14 protein-coding genes are annotated in these 16,902 nt (G+C 44.8%); 2 read left to right on the top strand and 12 right to left on the bottom strand.

Annotated features, from left to right (window positions below; translation table 11 throughout):
• Positions 1 to 6: 6 nt before the first annotated feature.
• From prsK to GCHA_RS11785, 4 genes are all read right to left on the bottom strand, one after another.
• Positions 7 to 2,025: an XrtA/PEP-CTERM system histidine kinase PrsK gene (prsK, locus tag GCHA_RS11805; RefSeq protein WP_007988431.1), complete on the bottom strand. Its 2,019-nt coding sequence runs from the start codon at positions 2,023 to 2,025 to the stop codon at positions 7 to 9.
• 59 nt (positions 2,026 to 2,084) lie between these two features.
• Positions 2,085 to 3,209: a beta-ketoacyl-ACP synthase III gene (locus GCHA_RS11800; protein ID WP_007988429.1), complete on the bottom strand. Its 1,125-nt coding sequence runs from the start codon at positions 3,207 to 3,209 to the stop codon at positions 2,085 to 2,087.
• A gap of 329 nt (positions 3,210 to 3,538) precedes the next feature.
• Entirely contained in the window at positions 3,539 to 4,900 is a 1,362-nt protein-coding gene (gene glpT / locus GCHA_RS11795; RefSeq protein WP_007988427.1) for a glycerol-3-phosphate transporter, read from the bottom strand.
• Between the two features lie 151 nt (positions 4,901 to 5,051).
• Positions 5,052 to 6,350, bottom strand: coding sequence for an MFS transporter (locus tag GCHA_RS11785; RefSeq protein ID WP_007988423.1), 1,299 nt, complete (start codon positions 6,348 to 6,350; stop codon positions 5,052 to 5,054).
• Between the two features lie 251 nt (positions 6,351 to 6,601).
• Here GCHA_RS11785 and GCHA_RS11780 point away from each other — a divergent pair, with 251 nt between their 5' ends.
• A complete protein-coding gene (locus GCHA_RS11780; RefSeq protein WP_007988422.1) occupies positions 6,602 to 8,998 on the top strand; it encodes a fatty acid cis/trans isomerase in 2,397 nt (798 codons plus the stop codon).
• Between the two features lie 98 nt (positions 8,999 to 9,096).
• On the opposite strand, the gene GCHA_RS11775 is transcribed toward GCHA_RS11780, so the two are convergent.
• The 3 genes from GCHA_RS11775 to GCHA_RS11765 form a co-directional block, all read right to left on the bottom strand.
• Positions 9,097 to 9,900: a PEP-CTERM sorting domain-containing protein gene (locus tag GCHA_RS11775; protein ID WP_007988419.1), complete on the bottom strand. Its 804-nt coding sequence runs from the start codon at positions 9,898 to 9,900 to the stop codon at positions 9,097 to 9,099.
• 229 nt (positions 9,901 to 10,129) lie between these two features.
• Positions 10,130 to 10,369, bottom strand: coding sequence for a hypothetical protein (locus GCHA_RS11770; protein ID WP_007988417.1), 240 nt, complete (start codon positions 10,367 to 10,369; stop codon positions 10,130 to 10,132).
• Positions 10,370 to 10,510: 141 nt separating this feature from the next.
• Positions 10,511 to 11,416 carry a LysR family transcriptional regulator gene (locus tag GCHA_RS11765; RefSeq protein ID WP_007988415.1) on the bottom strand — a complete coding sequence of 302 codons (906 nt, stop codon included), beginning with the start codon at positions 11,414 to 11,416 and terminating at the stop codon, positions 10,511 to 10,513.
• A 115-nt stretch (positions 11,417 to 11,531) separates the two neighbouring features.
• Here GCHA_RS11765 and GCHA_RS11760 point away from each other — a divergent pair, with 115 nt between their 5' ends.
• Positions 11,532 to 12,164, top strand: coding sequence for an NAD(P)-dependent oxidoreductase (locus GCHA_RS11760; protein WP_007988414.1), 633 nt, complete (start codon positions 11,532 to 11,534; stop codon positions 12,162 to 12,164).
• A 111-nt stretch (positions 12,165 to 12,275) separates the two neighbouring features.
• Here the strand turns inward: GCHA_RS11760 and GCHA_RS11755 are convergent, their stop codons facing one another.
• From GCHA_RS11755 to GCHA_RS11735, 5 genes are all read right to left on the bottom strand, one after another.
• Positions 12,276 to 12,821 (bottom strand): CC0125/CC1285 family lipoprotein, encoded by a 546-nt coding sequence (locus GCHA_RS11755; protein ID WP_039992367.1) that lies wholly within the window; start codon positions 12,819 to 12,821, stop codon positions 12,276 to 12,278.
• 151 nt (positions 12,822 to 12,972) lie between these two features.
• Complete coding sequence (locus GCHA_RS11750; RefSeq protein ID WP_007988412.1) at positions 12,973 to 13,446, bottom strand: MgtC/SapB family protein; 474 nt, start codon at positions 13,444 to 13,446, stop codon at positions 12,973 to 12,975.
• Between the two features lie 307 nt (positions 13,447 to 13,753).
• The gene (locus tag GCHA_RS11745; protein WP_007988411.1) at positions 13,754 to 15,088 is read right to left on the bottom strand and encodes an alpha/beta hydrolase family protein; all 1,335 of its coding nucleotides are present in this window, start codon (positions 15,086 to 15,088) and stop codon (positions 13,754 to 13,756) included.
• A gap of 127 nt (positions 15,089 to 15,215) precedes the next feature.
• Positions 15,216 to 15,659, bottom strand: a complete 444-nt coding sequence (locus tag GCHA_RS11740; protein WP_007988410.1) for a PaaI family thioesterase — start codon at positions 15,657 to 15,659, stop codon at positions 15,216 to 15,218.
• Positions 15,660 to 15,956: 297 nt separating this feature from the next.
• Entirely contained in the window at positions 15,957 to 16,892 is a 936-nt protein-coding gene (locus GCHA_RS11735; protein WP_007988408.1) for a coiled-coil domain-containing protein, read from the bottom strand.
• Positions 16,893 to 16,902 lie beyond the last annotated feature (10 nt).

Below are 16,902 nucleotides of genomic sequence, written 5' to 3'. Positions count from 1 at the left end.
ATTCTATTAGTTCGCTGGAATGTTCAATGTGAAGACTGTACCAACATTTTCTTCACTTTGAACATATAAAAATCCACCTATTTTTTCTAAAAATGCTTTTGCATCGTAAGCGCCTATCCCCATACCCGCATTGCCTTTTGTGGTGTCAAATGGGGTGAATAAACGTTGCTGAATAAATGCTTTGCTCATACCCGAGCCGTTGTCAGATATAGTCACCACTATCTGTTCACTTTGAGGTTCGTGACTAACCTCAACCCGCACGAAACCATCATCTGCTGTGGCTTGTTGGGCGTTACTGATAAGGTGATACATGACATTTGCGAACTTGTCGTTATCCAGTACCACCTCAATTTCGCTATTGACCGTTAACTCAGCCTTAGGTAATTGCGTGGCGCAGCGCTGCTCGATGACCTTTTCTATGCACGCTGACACTTTACACAAGCGTTGCTGGCTAGTGGGCTCCGCATTCTTTTCAGACAGCTGGCGTAGCATCTTGTCCATTCTCGCCTTGGTGTGATGCAAGGTCTCAAAGGTATCGTCAATAAATTCAGGGTTATCCTTGTGTTGCTCAGCATTACATAAAATCAAATCGATTTGTGCTAAAACGTTTTTTAAATCATGTAAAACAAACGCCGACATGCGAGTAAACGCTGCAAACTGTGCATTCTCAGCCACTTCTTTAGCTGCTTCATGATGAAATAAGAAATTCGTGATCTGCGCAGTCACTGCGGTCAAGTAATCACGCAGCTCCCAGTTCAAACTGCGAGAAGTATCATTTGTATTGCTCATGAGGACTGCGCCCCACAAGGTGTCACCGCGATAAATTGGGATGACCATTTGAAACGCGATCTTATTTAATATCGCGTGATTCACTTTTAACCCCTCGTACACATAGGGCTTGGTGCGCAGCTCGGCCATATCAATAATCCAATTCTTTTGCTCAAAAAAGTCAAAGAACTGCTGTACAACCACCTGTTGCTCTTCACATAGCGGCTCGGCTTCTTGGTCAGCCAAATACTCCACTTTATTATCAACCCGCTTAATAAATAAGCCTGACTGATAATCCATCGCTTGCAGAAAAGCATTGAGCACAGTCTGATAAACCGTTTGTCCAGGCTGATTACTTTCCAGCGATTGGGTTAATTTAACCCACTCATGACGATAATCAAATTGGTTGGCGAAGAAGTGTTTGGTTATAAACACTTTGACCTTAGTACGGAAACTGGCGGACAAGAACACAGTGGCTAGCAAGGCGAGCGAGAGGAATATCAAGGTTATCTGTATGGTGGTGCTCCACTCACCTCCATAATATTTGACGACATAACCAATCAGTGACATTACAAATAAATAGCAACCAGCCACTAACAGTAATGAACTGTGCAGCACGACCTCACGGCTGACAAATATGTCTACACCCCAATGTTGCACTCGGCGTATAGCAAGCACTAACAACGGGATTAACGCAGTGTAAATGAAGCCTCTGGCCGCAATGTAGGTAAGGTCAATTTGCTCGACCATAAGCGCATTTGCGAAGGTCACAAATTCAAATAAATTCGTTGCACCTAAATATAAGATCAGCGGTTTGAACGCCCAACGGTTTTCCCCCGCTTGGCGATATATAATTTCCAGCAACACCAAGACCTGTAAAGCCAATACTGTTTGTAGCAAAAATAGCCAACTGTCATTGACATCAAACCCCAAAGGAATGATCAGGCCTGTTATCGGCAGGGCTAATATAAGCCAAGTTTCAGGGCGGGTTAATACCCCCGCTAAACTGGTAAAATTGTCTTTTAAGCACGCCGCCAGAAAAAGCAGCCAGAAAAGTTGTTTGACGTTATCGAAAACAATCAGCCTCTCGACCGTCATTTCACCAATAAGAAACGGTGACAAGGACCACACACATGTTGCAGCTGTGGCTAATATCAATAAATATTTAGCCAAACCCGACTTGCGCGACGTTAACAACAGCAGCAATAACAATGCGTATCCTAATGCACTGGCTGCGTATCCCCAAACTGCTAACATAATGGTGTGTCCTCGACGTTATTTTTCTTGTCTTATTTGAACGTCTCGACGTTACAAAACTACCTTTTTCTTACCAACAAGCTGCCAATTGAATAGCCTGCGCCAAATGAGCACAGCAAGCCATAGTCTCCGGCTTGCAAGTCTTTATGGTGCAAATTAAACGCAATAATGGACCCAGCTGAGGCGGTATTAGCGTATCTATCCAATACGATTGGTGCTTCTTCTAGCGTCGCTTCGCGGCCCAGTAATTTTTTACTGATCAGGCTATTCATGTTGATGTTTGCTTGGTGTAGCCACCAACGCTTCACGTCTGCGCTGGTTAACTCATGGCGCTCAAGATGCTCACTAATATGCTGAGCTGCCATAGGACAAACTTCTTTGAAAACTTTGCGCCCTTCTTGATGGAACAGTTTATCAGCGCCATAAGGGTCAACATCATTTGCTCGACTGACATACCCAAAGTTTGAGCGAATATTATTCGAATACTGAGTTACTGCTTTGGTACTTAAAATATCGAACACATGCTCTGATGTTGCAGTATCAGCATGTTCCACCACCATCGCGGTTGACACATCGCCGAAAATAAAATGGCTGTCACGATCACAATAATTAACTTGTGGTGAAGTCAGTTCAGGGTTAATCACCAACACACCTTTCGCTGTGCCTGCACTGATCATTTCATAGGCGCGATGCAGCGCAAACGTCGCCGCCGAACACGCCACCAGCATATCAAAACCAAATCCTTGAATGCCAAGTGCTTCTTGCACTTCAATAGCTAAAGCAGGATACGAACGCTGCGTATAAGCACAAGATACAATCACTACGTCGATATCATCTGCGCTTTTATTTGCCGCTTCAAGAGCCAATTTAGCAGCATTAATTGCCATTTCAGCTTGGTCAGATAACGCTTCTTCTGAGCGCTCGGGAATGGCAGGGCGCATACGATTAATATCAAGAACGCCATCTTTCATATAACAATAACGGCTGCGTATGCCCGATGCTTTTTGAATAAATTCGGCACTGGACAACGGCTTTGCTGTCACAGAACCCGACTCAATCTCATCCGCGTTTTGCTGATTAAACTGCGTAGCATACGCATTGTAAGCATCTACTAACTCTTCGTTTGAAATGCTGTGTGGAGGATTCCATAATCCTGAACCACTGATCACTACAGAATTTGTCATGTTTGTTTTTCCACTTGAAATATCCCCTTAGCTTATCGCTTTGCCAATGAAATGTCATGAATGTTCAATTGTTTAGCAAGCTAGGGGGACGTTTTGTAGCATTTTAATGAGCCACATCGTGTGCCACAGCAGAGTTCTCAGGGGCGTTAGCCTATTCAAAGTGGATAAAAAAACTGTAACAAACAACAAAAAAACAGGTGCTAAGTTGGTATAAATAAACAAAAACACCTGATTGTTTTAGCCAGCAAAACATTATTTATCGACGGCAACCTGATTAAAAGCTACCGGAGCACCGTAAGTAATGTAGCACCAAGGCTAGCATCAGTATCTCAGGCCACTGTCTGTGCATCATGCTGATGGCTTTCATGAGCAACCTCATGCTTTAAGGTCAAAGTAATTAGTAAAATCGCCCCAATACATCCACCGACTAATAACACAAATCCCCCGTCCCAACCGAAATGATCGACTGTGTAACCCAAGGCAATATTCGCGACAACCGCGCCACCTAAATAACCGAATAATCCGGTGAGGCCAGCAGCAGTACCTGCGGCTTTTTTAGGCACCAATTCTAGGGCGAATAAACCAATCAGCATCACAGGGCCGTAAATAAGAAAACCGATTGCCATTAACGCTGCAATATCAATAGTGGGATTACCTGCAGGGTTCAGCCAATAAATCACTACAGCCACAAGTACTAACACCATATACAAGATTGCCGCAGGTGCGCGGCGCCCTTTAAACCAACGATCGCTTATCCAGCCGCACAGCAAAGTGCCAGGAATGCCTGCCCACTCATATGCGAAATAGGCCCAAGAGCTTTTGTCGAATGAGAAGTCTTTCACTTCGTACAGATAGGTCGGGGCCCAATCAAGCACTCCGTAACGAATTAAATATACAAACGCATTTGCGACTGCAATGCACCATAACAATTTATTATTCAGCACAAATTGCATGAATATTTGCTTGGCTGTGAGCTCTACTTCGTGGTTTTTTGAATACTGGGCAGGGTAATCATTACGGTACTCTTCTATCGGTGGTAATCCGCAAGACTGCGGGGTATCTCGCATCACAAAGTAGATAAACACAGCAATCAAGGTTGCCGCGGCAGCGGGCACATAAAATGCGCTGTGCCAGTCATTAAACCACGCCATACCTAATATAAACAAAGGCCCGATTAAACCGCCCCCTACATTGTGGGCAATATTCCAAAAGGATACCGTTTGCCCCCTTTCATTTCCCGAATACCAATGCACCATAGTGCGCCCGCAAGCAGGCCACCCCATACCTTGAGCCCAACCGTTGAGAAACAGTAGAATGAAAATACTGGCCACGCTCTGGGTAGCCCAATCAGCAAAGCCGAACAGAAACATCACGCCTGAGGATATCAACAAGCCAGTCATCAAAAAGTAACGAGGGTTGCTACGATCAGACACACTGCCCATTAAAAATTTACTCAGTCCGTAAGCAATCGATACGGCCGACAACGCAATACCTAATTGCCCTTTGGTAAAGCCTTGCTCTTCAATCAGAAAAGGCATCGCCAATGAGAAGTTTTTGCGCACTAAATAGTAGCCAGCATATCCCACAAAAATACCAATAAAGACTTGCCAACGCAGGGCTTTATATTCTTTATCTATTTTTTCTTTAGGGAGTCGAGGTTGGTGTGAAGCAGGTTTGAAAATACCGAACATAGGTTTACTTTTACTTATAATTTTATTAATTAAACCAGATGTTCGGCGTTAATGATATGTTATGGATACGACAATTGTGTGGCTTTTTAGCCAGTAGCGCCGGTTCAACCTTCATTATATTGGCGCTGCACAAAAACAGCTTTCAACGATTTTAGGCGCTTACAGCCTGAAACTTGCGCATTTTATTAACCTTTAACGCTAACACTAACGCACAAAGACAACCAACAAACATAATGCCCGCCACAAATAGAAAATAGTATCCAAAGCCATCTTGCCCTGCATCTAACATTCGCCCCGAAATCGAAGCGAAGAATATATCTGGGGTAAATCCAAGTACGGATATGATCCCCACCGCTGTGCCTGTTGCTCCCATACGTATCTGACTCTCATCCACCAGTGCGAAGTAAATTCCCCGTAAGGCGAAAACCGCAAAAAAAGTAAATAACAGCATCGCCAACACTAGGGTTATTGCCGCGTCAAAATGTGTCATCCAGGCAATACCTGCAAACGCCAGCCCGAGTGCGGTAAATAAAAAGTAAGTCATTTTACTGGTGCGTAAGCGATCGGCGAGAATTCCAGCGACGAGCGCCGCCACCGGGCGCATATAGCTTGAGAACGTAATAAATTGCGCGCCTTCTACTTGCGACCAGCCATAATGTTGCACCACAAATAGGCTGTAATTATCCAGCGCTTTATAACCACAATAGGCACAAATGACGATGCCCCCTTGCAACCAAACCAAGGGGTTAATGAGCGTTGAACCAAGTGATGATGCTGATGAATTTTGCCCTTGTGGTTGGAAGTCATCTTTTGCGCCCGACTCAGTTTGCACACTAACAAAAAACCAAGTTAGGCCTGCGGCAAGTGCCGTCAAAACCGTGTAATAGATAATAAGCAAACGCATAGCATCAAATGCTTCACCTGCGTCACTAAAGTCACCTTGAGGGTTAAACGTGCCGAAACTTAACAGTAATATTCCCACACTCGCGAATAAGCTCGCTGCTAAGCCACGTCCACCGTCGAGCAAACCAAAAGCAAACCCCTGGCGATGAGACGGAGCCGAAAGCCGTGTGGCTTTGATCATAGCTGCCCAAAAAACCAAAACAGTGGTAGCCCCCCAGTAAGCGAAAAGTAACGTGAGTCCAAAATGGCTGGGGCCGCTAAGTAAATATAGCCCGCCTAGCGCCGTTGCCAGCAGAGAAAAACTCATTAATCGATTTGGGGGGTATTTGTCCGCGATGATGCCACCAGGGAAATAAGACAACATGGCCACAACGCCATACACCGCAAAAATATCACCTAACTGAGTATTGGTAAGCCCAAATGCCTGTAAAAAGGTAGGACGAAAAAAGCGCGCTAAATGAAACGGCAATGCAAAAATGAGCTCCCCCGCCAATATGATAATGAGCATGTGCCCCATTACCGATGTCATCTTGCCTTCACGAACCATAATCAATTAAACGCCTGTTAAATAAGTTTCGGTAGGGTTCCTGTTTTTGCCAATACTGTCAAGAAAGGTGGCAGCACCATAGCTTCTAAACAGTCTGAACTCACTGAGTAGCGTCGCCCAAAACACCCATATTGGGTATTTCAAAGTTGAGTCGCAGCACTGTACAAGGTAAACTGCGCGCCAAAAACAGCTATCCAATCTCTACGCTCTATTTTCAATGGAAATTAGCGTGACTGCCTCAATGGACTCATATGCAAAACACACACTCTAGATGGATTAAAATATTCATCGCCGTCATTCTTGTATGTTCCGGTTGCGCGACCATAGCAAACCTTGATTTCAACAAGCTTTACGGCCACGAAAACACTGAAAACCGTGAAGCAGCCAGTGTCACCCAAGCTTCTCTTGAAAGCCCAGCAACCACCTTTTATCAAACAAAAGTCGCTCCCGTAATCGAAGGGCGTTGCGTGGTATGCCATGCTTGCTACGATGCGCCCTGTCAGCTAAAAATGAGTTCACCCGAAGGGATTGAACGAGGAGCCAATAAAGAAATGGTTTACCATGGCTCACGTATTCTTGCCGCTACGCCCAATCGTTTGTTCATCGATGCATTAGGCGCCGAGCAATGGCGTGATCGCGGCTTTTATCCTGTTCTAAATGAACGTGAACAAAGCCCAAGAGCCAACACGCAATCGTCTGTTTTAGCTAAAATGCTAATGCTTAAAAAGCAACATCCGCTACCTGATGAAAAATTGTTGGACGAACGGTTCGATGTCTCCATCGATCGCAGCCAACAATGTCCTACCGTTGCTGAATTCGACGGCTATGCGAAAAGCCAAGCCTTCGGTGGCATGCCTTACGCATTGCCAGAGCTAACTGATACCGAGCATAATATTCTAATGTCATGGATAGACAGCGGTGCATACATGCCTGCCCGCGCGCCGTTAACTGACGCGCAAGCACAAGCGATAGATTCGTTAGAGCAATTTTTAAATGGCGACAGCTTAAAGATGCAGCTGAGTGCCCGCTATATTTACGAACATTTGTTTAGCTCTCATTTGTATTTCAGTGAAATAACCGAGCCTGGCACACAACCTACTTTTTTCAACCTCGTACGCTCTAGAACCCCTTCAGGGCAAGCCATTGATGTCATTCCTAGTCGTCGCCCGTTTGACGATCCAGGTGTAAAGCGGATTTATTATCGCTTGCAGCCCGTCATGTCGAGTATCGTTAACAAAACGCACCAACCCTATGCTATTCATAAGGAACTTACTGATAAATGGCAGAAATGGTTTGTTGATGCCGACTACAGCGTCACTGAATTACCCAGTTATAAACCAAAAGTAGCTGCGAACCCGTTAACCGCGTTCACGCAACTACCTGAAAATGCACGCTATCGCTTTATGCTAGAGCGGGCACAAAATACCATAATGGGATACATCAAAGGGCCTGTTTGTCGAGGTCAAGTCGCACTAAATGTGATCAATGATCGCTTCTGGGTATACTTCGTTAAACCTGAAGTGGTTGATTCGCCAAAAATCAGCGATTTTTACCAATCGCAAAAAGATAACCTGCGCCTACCGGCTGAGCACGAAAGCACAGCCTTAGCGGTGACTTGGCTTGAATATGCCTCTCGTCAAGGTGATTACATGCGCGCAAGGCACGAATTTATGGCCACAGCATTGGAAGACGGCCAACACTTTACCGAAAACGATATATGGGCCGGCGACGGTGACAACGACAACGCGACTTTAACGGTGTTTCGTCACTTTGATAATGCCACTGTGATTAAGGGCTTAGTGGGCAAACCACCTAAAACGGCTTGGGTGATTGATTATGCCTTACTTGAGCGTATACATTACTTGTTGGTTGCCGGCTTTGATGTATATGGAAATTACGGCCATCAGTTAATGACACGCCTGTATATGGATTTTTTACGCATGGAAGGTGAATCAAACTTCTTAGCGTTTTTACCCCCTGACACACGTCGCAAAGAATTAGCTTCTTGGTATCAACACGCAGGGCCAGAATTAACTGAGTTTGTTGAAGGAAAAATAAACCCATTTGACCAGCCTAGTGGCATGCAATTTAGCACCAAGGATCATAAAAAGGAATTGTACAGTATCTTTGCTGAGCACGTGAAAGATGTACAACCCAGCCGCTACAGGCTACAAGACAGTGAGTTAGGCGACAACAGTAAAGCTCTGCTGGGACAACTAGCAAACATCAAAGGCACCAGCGCCTCGATTTTACCTGAATTAAGTATGATCATGGTCCAGCCCACGGATAGTGACGAGCCTGAAATTTTCACCTTGGTACGCAACAGCGCACACTTCAATGTCAACAGCTTGTTTTCTGAAGATGCAAACAGAGACTACGCTAAGGATGATGTGACCTTAGTGCATGGATTACTCGGTAGTTACCCTGATGTATTCTGGCGAGTCAAAGAAGCTGATTTAGCCAAGTTAGTAGCCAAAGCTCAACAGATCAAAAGTGAACAAGATTACCAAGCATTCTTAGATTTATTTGCAGTGCGGCGCACAGCAAAAGATTTTTGGCAATTCAGTGATAAACTCAATCAAACGTTTATGCATCACAGTCCGATTGAAGGCGGCCTATTAGATTACAACCGATTAGAGAATCGCTAAGGCGCGTAATCGTTACCAATTAAAACGATTCAGGGGCTGTTTTACAGCGCCCTGAATACAAATCCTAAATACAAATTAAGTGAGGCTATGAAAGAGGCTCACTTAATTTGTTGCTTACGTCTGCGCATTCCCGCAAAGCTAAGAGCAAATGCTCCCACAAACAAACAGGCAAAAGTTGAAGGTGCAGGCACCGGAACATCTCCAACGATAATATCGATGGAGCTTCTAGCGAACTCAACGCCATTTGCATCCAACACAAGCAGATTGTAAGTAAACATACCTTCTGTTGCTGCGTCTAAGGTACCGCTAAATCCAAAGCCACGGTTTTGTGAGTTTTGGGCCACGCTGTAGTTCCCATAAACAGCAGCATAATTGCCCGGATCTTCAATCCCTTGTCCATTACCCGTCGTGCTGTCTCCCAATGAGTTATCTGTTTTAAGGGTGATCATATCTGCACTGCTAAATTGAGTACCTGCTGTTGGATCTAAGTCATATTCAAACAAATAGGTGAAATCATCTAACGTGGCCCCAGATGAGTTAGCATCAACATTTACCGCATACTCGAAGTTAAACACTGAACGATTAGCAGGAATTGAACTTAAGGTAGGATCAAAGGTATACGTGCGATCGCCGTCGTAGTTAAAGGTATTTTCTGGGGCGCCAGAAGCGTTATATCGCAGTTTACCGCGCAGTGCGACTTCAACCCCATTGACGGTTTCACCCGTCCACGAACCATTGGCATTGCCACTACCAAAGATAACGTCCGGTGTGATATTACCTGTACCATTTATTGGTGCTGCCATCGCATTAAACGACAGACTCAGTACTGCAGTTAAACTCAGTAATTTGATCACTTTCGTGGCCAAGTTAGAAGGTGTTTTTTTGCTATTATTTTTCTGCATGTGACATTCCTCTTGATAAAGTCACATGCAGTCGAGCAAGATCGACACCATAATTAAATAGAGTTAACTTTCAAATAGTTAACCGAGGACGAAAATTGCGCACTAGCCAATTGTAAATTAATTTGACATTTAATTAACATTTATCACTATCAACACAGTATTACGCAGTGAATATGGACTGAGTCAAAAAATTCACCATTAGACTAAGGTCTAAGTTCAAATAGTGATATTAAGGCTTATCAGTTTGTAATGCTTCTTGGCGTTCACGTTCATACTCTTCAAAACGTTTTGCTTCTATATTTTTACAGTCTTTAAATTGAACATCCGACAGTGCTGCGCGCTCGCACTCACTCTTTTGATAAGACTGCCCTACTTTATATAATTGTTTGTTGGTACATGCCGATAGGGCGAGTAGCAATAAAACTAACGTGGCCGAACGTTTTAGGTAGCGTGGATTTGCGTTCATCATCAATATCCTTTTATCCGTATCAATCTAAGCTTACAGCCCATAAGGTAAAGCTAACCAGCGTTAGAAGCTGTGATGCTGGCAAAAGTTCAGATTACATTTTCAGCATTATTCCCACACATAAGCATGTAACTTTATCCTGGGCTAATGTGCTCTGGTAACATCTCCTTGCCAGCGCAGGGCTAGAAAATCGATAAACGCACGCACCACGTTTTGTTGATGATCACGGGACAGATACACCGCCCATAAATTATGTCCGGGCGCCCGGTACTCGGGTAAAACCTGGGTTAACGCCTGACTGCGTAAATATTGATTAGCCAAGTCACAGGGCAAATTGGCTACGCCTAACCCGCGCAAGGCGGCCTTTAGAATGACGCCCATTTCATTGGCCTGAATGTTTCCTGACACCGAAACCTTCTCATCGCTGGTGGCTGACACAATGCGCCATTGATGATTGCTACTATGAATAAGGCAATTATGCGCGGCTAAGTCACTTGGCTGCTCAAGTGGTGAATCCTGTGTAACCTGTTTTGCAATATAATCAGGTGAAGCGCACAGCACGCTATCGATATGCATGAGTCTTCTTGCAATCAATTGTTGGTGCGGTTGGTCTATGTAACGCAAAGCAATATCAACTCGCTCCTCAACTAATTGGGATAACCCATCAGATAACACCATCTGAATCTGCGCTTTAGGATGTAATGCAACAAATTCTTCTACCGCATCGAACAGCAAGTTTTGCCCTAAACCGATAGGCGTGGCAACACGGATAGTCCCTACTAATTCATGGTTGTGACTGTGAGCACGGCTTTCAAGATCCACTACTGAGCTAAGGATTTTTTTAGCAAATTCAAGCGCTTCTTCGCCTTGCAAGGTTAGGCTCACTTTGCGCGTAGTGCGATGAAACAAACGCAAATTTAACCACTGCTCTACGTCTTGCACATGCCGTGTAACCTGTAAGCGACTCAGCCCAATGATCTCAGCAGCTTTAGTAAAGCTTCCACAATGCGCGACCTCTACAAAGCTTTGTAACGATATGATCCGATCCATTAGCATCCTAAATTGAACTAATTATTATCATAAATGAATATTTATCACTTAAACCGGCACAAGTAAACTGGCTTTACTTTCTTAACGCAATACAACAAATAGTCGGAGTTTGATAATGAAAATAGCAGTATTAGGAGCAACAGGTTGGGTAGGCAGCGCGCTAGTAACAGAAGCCAAAGCACGAGACCACGAAGTGATCGCAATAGTACGTGACCCAGCTAAGTTAACCGCTAAAGGTGTATCAACACGTGCATATGACTTACATAGCAACGGCGACTTCGCACCCGTTGTTGAAGGGGCTGACGTGGTCATTGCCGCAATTAGCGGGCGTGCAGCCGGCAATCACGAACTCGTGGCACAAACCGCCGAGCGTTTGTTGGTCGCGTTAGCTGATACAGGAAAACGCCTGTTGTGGGTCGGCGGCGCAGGAAGCTTAGAGGTCGCGCCTGGTGTAGCGCTTGTGACTTCATCTGAGTTTCCTGTCGAATATAAAGACGAAGCGATAGCACAAGGCGAAGCACTAAAGGTATTTCGTAGCAGTAAATCGAACACCCAGTGGACCTTTGTCAGTCCTGCAGCCGTGCTTTATCCAGGTGATAGTGAAGGCGATTTTCGCATAGGTGGAGATGCATTTTTCACCAACAGTGATGGTGAAAGTAAGATCTCGCTAACTGATTATGCCAAAGCCATGATCGATGAAGCACAGCGCGGTGAATACATTAATCAGCGCATTAGTGTGGCGTACTGATTGCCTGTACATTCAACATAGCGCAACACAAAAAAGTCGCTCAACACGTCACACGGTCGAGCGACTTTTTGATGCTTTACAGCAAGCTTACTTCCATATAACGCCGGATGTTTACTCTTGCACTTTGTCTTTTTTCGGCCCTAAGTTTTCAACGACTTGTCGAGCATCAAAACTGGTACTGGCATCGGGCTGAGCGCCTTTACCCATTTCTATATTTAAAATACTCTCAATTTCACTCTGCTCAGAACCGCCAATGAACACCCCAGTTTCAAATTGACTACGAGGAAATCGTGATGTACGACACGTAAGCGCACCGCAATCTGTAACCGTGGCGTAACGTCGACTGAAGCCAACTTGTGGGCTAACTTGCACGTGTTCTTTGTCTACTAAGGTTTCTCTGTCTGTTACCACAAACCAATCGTATTCTTGCTCTAAGGTTAGCTCTGCTGCACGTAACATGGCGTAATCCATGGCTTTCGATTTGTCCGTCCCGCGAGCTTTAAAATTTACCCGATATTGAGTATCGGTAAATTTACTCTCGGTATACCCGAAGCCCCCTCGAGTGGCCTCGCGATAATCCGGTTGGCTGGCGCAGCCACTAATGAATAAACCGCTGAGTAACAGTGCGCTAAGTAATAGGATGTTATTCGATTTCATTTTCTGTCCTTTTGCATTCGGCGTTAGCCAATATTGCGAATAATGCCCCTGTCGAACTGGGCGTTTCATGACTTTCTTAGTAACCAGTATACCATTGAAGTACAAAGTAGATTTACGCGTTAACTCTTGGCAAAGTTCATTAAGTGACTTGCTAATCGTCCAAATGATTACTTTTTTTCATCTTTACTGTTTTAGCAAAGCGAAAAATACAAAAATTCATAATCGATAAAATGAGCGCTATTTCATAGTTTTGGTAGGCCACGGCAATCCCGATCGCCCCAGTGTTCCAAATCCCTGCGGCAGTGGCCGTTCCACTTGCGCCGTCATCTTGTTTGAAAATAGCGCCACCTCCGATAAAACCGATCCCGGTGATAACGCCGTACATCACTCTTGCTTCGGCTTCTCCGTCTCCTTCAGCGTAGGCGTTCATTGCGATGAGCATAAACGCACATGAGGCTAAAGCCACCAGCGGAAAAGTGCGCAAACCGGCACCTCTAGAACCACTTTCTCGATTTAATGCGATGGGTAAAGCAAACAAAAATGCGAGACCCAACTGAAAAAAGTGATAAATAACGAGTTGTATGTCGATCTCAAAATTAATTAAATGGTCGGGAATAATATCCATACGGTTACCAGCCTTGCTTCTCAACGTTTCTTATTATTGCGCTGCTGGTTAGAAAGCAAAACCGAAGCCATATAAATTTTAATTACAAATCAATAACTTAAAAATTATAAAGCGAAAAGCACAGCGTAATTCGAGCCAGTAAATGTAAATTTTACCGCTGTATTTACTCTTTTGGTTGTGTCAGTTCGGGGCCATTATAAGAAGGTGCGCACGTTTTAAACGCACTCCTCAGGAGCACTCGCGCTTAGGCTTAGGTGATTAGGGTAGCCCCTGAACTTATAGATAAATAAAGGGGCAAAATAGTGACTTATTCGCCCGCAGCTAAACGCTCAAAGCGTAAGCCTTTGGCGGTGCGATTAGGAAAGCCTTTCCAGTAGGTATGCTCTGGCTTAGGGTTACCTTGCTCGTCGAGCGCATAAACGCCGTCATTAGCATTCGGCACAATATCCAAATAAGCCGCTTTGCTAACATCGTTTTTCAAATACTTATCAAGCCACGCTGTCACAAAATGCTGAGCAATATTGTTCATACGTGCGTTGTCCCATACGGCATCGATGTAATGTTCGCTGATGTTAAAACCCAGCTCTTTGTCAAATACATAAGACTCTTCTGGCGCGGGCATTACAGCGCCCGCGTTGTGATTAGCATTGTCATAGGTAAGCAGTGAACGGTTCACATTGGTTGCTCCTTGCCAAATGGCACGAACGCCATTTTCATAACCTGATACGTCATCTTGCGAGCCAGCCACTAACAACATAGGCACACTGATTTCTTGAAGCGTATCATGACTAAACATGTGGTAATTCATTCCCCAAGGTGCGAATGCGATTACCGTCTTCAAACGTTTATCAGTACTGGCTTTTATACCAGTTTGATGACGTTTCAGCGTACCGAAAGGTGCGCCTTGCTGACTCATTGCCGCTTGTTCCGTTACTCCCGCCCCAGCGTTAATCACAGCACCATAACCACCCATGGAATATCCAATTAAGCCAGTATCCGCGGTGTCAACTAAACCATATAAGAATGAGTTTTTGTCTTTCGACATCTCCTCAATTTGCCCCAACACAAAAAGCTGATCCACTGGGCGGTTGACCAAGGTTGACGAAAACGCCGCTTTAGTACGATAAGTAGAATCGGTGTGATCAATAGACACCACCACATAGCCCTTTGAGGCAATATTTTCAGCCAAGTGCGACAGCAAAAAACGATTTCCCGGGTAACCATGAGAAATCAGTACTAGCGGGAATGCTTTGTCAGTCATTTCTGGCTTAGCATCACGCACAGCCTTACCGTGCAAAGCGACTTGGGTTTTACCATCACGCATATAGGCTTTAAGGGTCGTATTGCCCGTGCTACTTTTTAGCGCGGGATACCATACTTCAAGCGTAAGCGGCCTATCATATCGCGGAAGCGTTGCGGGCTCAGGTTCAGTGGAATCGAGTTTTAGCATTTCAATTTGATTTGGGTTTGTCACCTCAAGCTGACGTACACCAATGCTGTGAGTACCATATGCAGCAAGCTCTGGGGCATCAGGGCGCTGGGTATCGATTCGGTTTTCAGCAATCGATGCGCCACTCAAACTCACGGTAAACACCACAAAAGCACTTTTAAGCCACTTGCCATACGTTTTATGGTTGCCCATACGCGTCAAACTCATTTCCTACTCCAAAAAATCTAAAAGGCCATTATGCCCATGAAAATAAGACACCTTGCAGAAAAAAACATGTTTTTTGCAAAGCATCCAAATAAAAGAAAAAGCGTCCTGCTGACTATGACGTCTTAGGTCGCATGATCATACATGTAGCAGAAGCATAGGCGTAAATTTTACCCGCCCCGTCAACTAACCTTCCCTCAGAAACGCCCAGTGAATTAGACATACTAATCACTTTGCCCTGGGCTATTAACGGCGTGTCTTTGGGTACCGCTTTCAGCATTTTTATATTTAAATCGATGGTACCGTAACCTATACCCGCTTCTAACATGCTATGCACTGCACAAGCCGTCACGGAGTCCAGTACGGTTGCGGCAAACCCTCCATGAACACCTCCTAACGGGTTGGTATGCCTATCATCAGCAGTCGCTTCAAACACTGCGAGGCCCTTGTCCACCGAAACAAACTTCATTGGAATGGTTTGCGCCATACTAGGATGCGGCAAGTCACCTCGCGCCACAGCCTGCATCAGTTCAAGACCTGTCATGCTTTCAATATTCATTTTTATACCTTTGTTCGTACTAACAACCAACTGGATCTATTGGGCAAATCACAACAGTATCTTGCCTAACGGTTCGACATAATGATTCAGCTAACAATTTATGGAACGAGCGCATCTATTACCAATCAATGTGGGTGATAGGCATTTATATCAGTGAATTAGTTAAACACTCGGCAATTGCGGTGGCGACAGCACAAGCCCCAAAACAAAAAAGCCGCTACTTCGAAAGAAATAGCGGCGATATAACACCTTATAGGTTGACTAACTCAACCTGAAGTTGCATTGCAAGGCGACAGCTTAAAAAGCATACACTTGAGTGTTTTGCAGTAAACGTTCCTGACTGATTTTGTCTTTTACGCACGCTTGAATATCACTGTGCTTGAATACATATACCCGGTCTTGGCTGCTTTGCTGAGCATGCCTATCTGATGAATCAAAATCACTCAGCACAAAATTTACATATTCTTTGTCATCAAGTGCTTTAAGCCCAGCACCATAGCGACATAACACCTGGCCTAAATTCTGTTCAAAGTTGGCTAAAAAGCGCTTACTTTCTTGTTCGGCAGCCTCTTTTCGTTGTTGTAATTGCGCTTGGCGTTCGGTCTCGGTTTTCGTTTTGTATCGTTCGATCTCTGTGCGCTTTGCTTGAAGCTTTTTAAGCTCAGTGTTTAACTCGCCCAACTGCTCTTCGATGTCCTCTTTACGCTCGTTATCGCTGTTGCTTTTCTCAAACTCTAAATCGCGACGACGGCGCTCATATTCGCGCTGTTCCCAGGAAATCTCTCGTAGCTTTTCACCGAGGGAGCGCAATTTACTGCTAGACTCCCGAGATAAATACTCCGCTCGTTCCATGGCTTCTTCTACCGCATCCTCTATTTCATCTTCGTCCATGTGAATGTCAATATCCCCGTCCTTAAGATGAAACACATTCGGCGCGATCGGCGCAACAGGCACAGATGGGTGACCATCGATAAAGGCAAATACTTGTCTGTAACCATAGCTGTTCATCGTCATTTTAAAGACCACACCTTGGCCATGCAGATACGTATAATCAATATTCCTAACACTCAAACGCCCTCTGGCGCTGTCTTGCTTGAGCGCCGTTTGCAAAATGCTGCTCATAATCTCTAGCTCACCGGTTAGTGCATTCATGTCAGTTTTTGCGGCAATGGGCAAAGCCCACATACTGGCAACTAAGGCGCTAAGAGCACAAATACGTTTAGACATTTTCATAGGGTTACCT

Source organism: Paraglaciecola chathamensis S18K6, assembly GCA_000314955.1.
Classification (GTDB): Bacteria; Pseudomonadota; Gammaproteobacteria; order Enterobacterales; family Alteromonadaceae; genus Paraglaciecola; species Paraglaciecola chathamensis.
This window is presented reverse-complemented; position numbering and strand designations above follow the sequence as displayed.

Bases quoted from the DNA above. Each gene is read 5' to 3' on its own strand.
- glpT (WP_007988427.1), bottom strand. From the start codon at position 4,900: ATGTTCGGTATTTTCAAACCTGCTTCACACCAACCTCGACTCCCTAAA.
- GCHA_RS11735 (WP_007988408.1), bottom strand. From the start codon at position 16,892: ATGAAAATGTCTAAACGTATTTGTGCTCTTAGCGCCTTAGTTGCCAGT.
- GCHA_RS11800 (WP_007988429.1), bottom strand. From the start codon at position 3,209: ATGACAAATTCTGTAGTGATCAGTGGTTCAGGATTATGGAATCCTCCA.
- GCHA_RS11750 (WP_007988412.1), bottom strand. From the start codon at position 13,446: ATGGATATTATTCCCGACCATTTAATTAATTTTGAGATCGACATACAA.
- GCHA_RS11760 (WP_007988414.1), top strand. From the start codon at position 11,532: ATGAAAATAGCAGTATTAGGAGCAACAGGTTGGGTAGGCAGCGCGCTA.
- GCHA_RS11765 (WP_007988415.1), bottom strand. From the start codon at position 11,416: ATGGATCGGATCATATCGTTACAAAGCTTTGTAGAGGTCGCGCATTGT.
- GCHA_RS11785 (WP_007988423.1), bottom strand. From the start codon at position 6,350: ATGGTTCGTGAAGGCAAGATGACATCGGTAATGGGGCACATGCTCATT.
- GCHA_RS11755 (WP_039992367.1), bottom strand. From the start codon at position 12,821: ATGAAATCGAATAACATCCTATTACTTAGCGCACTGTTACTCAGCGGT.
- prsK (WP_007988431.1), bottom strand. From the start codon at position 2,025: ATGTTAGCAGTTTGGGGATACGCAGCCAGTGCATTAGGATACGCATTG.
- GCHA_RS11770 (WP_007988417.1), bottom strand. From the start codon at position 10,369: ATGATGAACGCAAATCCACGCTACCTAAAACGTTCGGCCACGTTAGTT.
- GCHA_RS11775 (WP_007988419.1), bottom strand. From the start codon at position 9,900: ATGCAGAAAAATAATAGCAAAAAAACACCTTCTAACTTGGCCACGAAA.
- GCHA_RS11780 (WP_007988422.1), top strand. From the start codon at position 6,602: ATGCAAAACACACACTCTAGATGGATTAAAATATTCATCGCCGTCATT.
- GCHA_RS11745 (WP_007988411.1), bottom strand. From the start codon at position 15,088: ATGGGCAACCATAAAACGTATGGCAAGTGGCTTAAAAGTGCTTTTGTG.
- GCHA_RS11740 (WP_007988410.1), bottom strand. From the start codon at position 15,659: ATGAATATTGAAAGCATGACAGGTCTTGAACTGATGCAGGCTGTGGCG.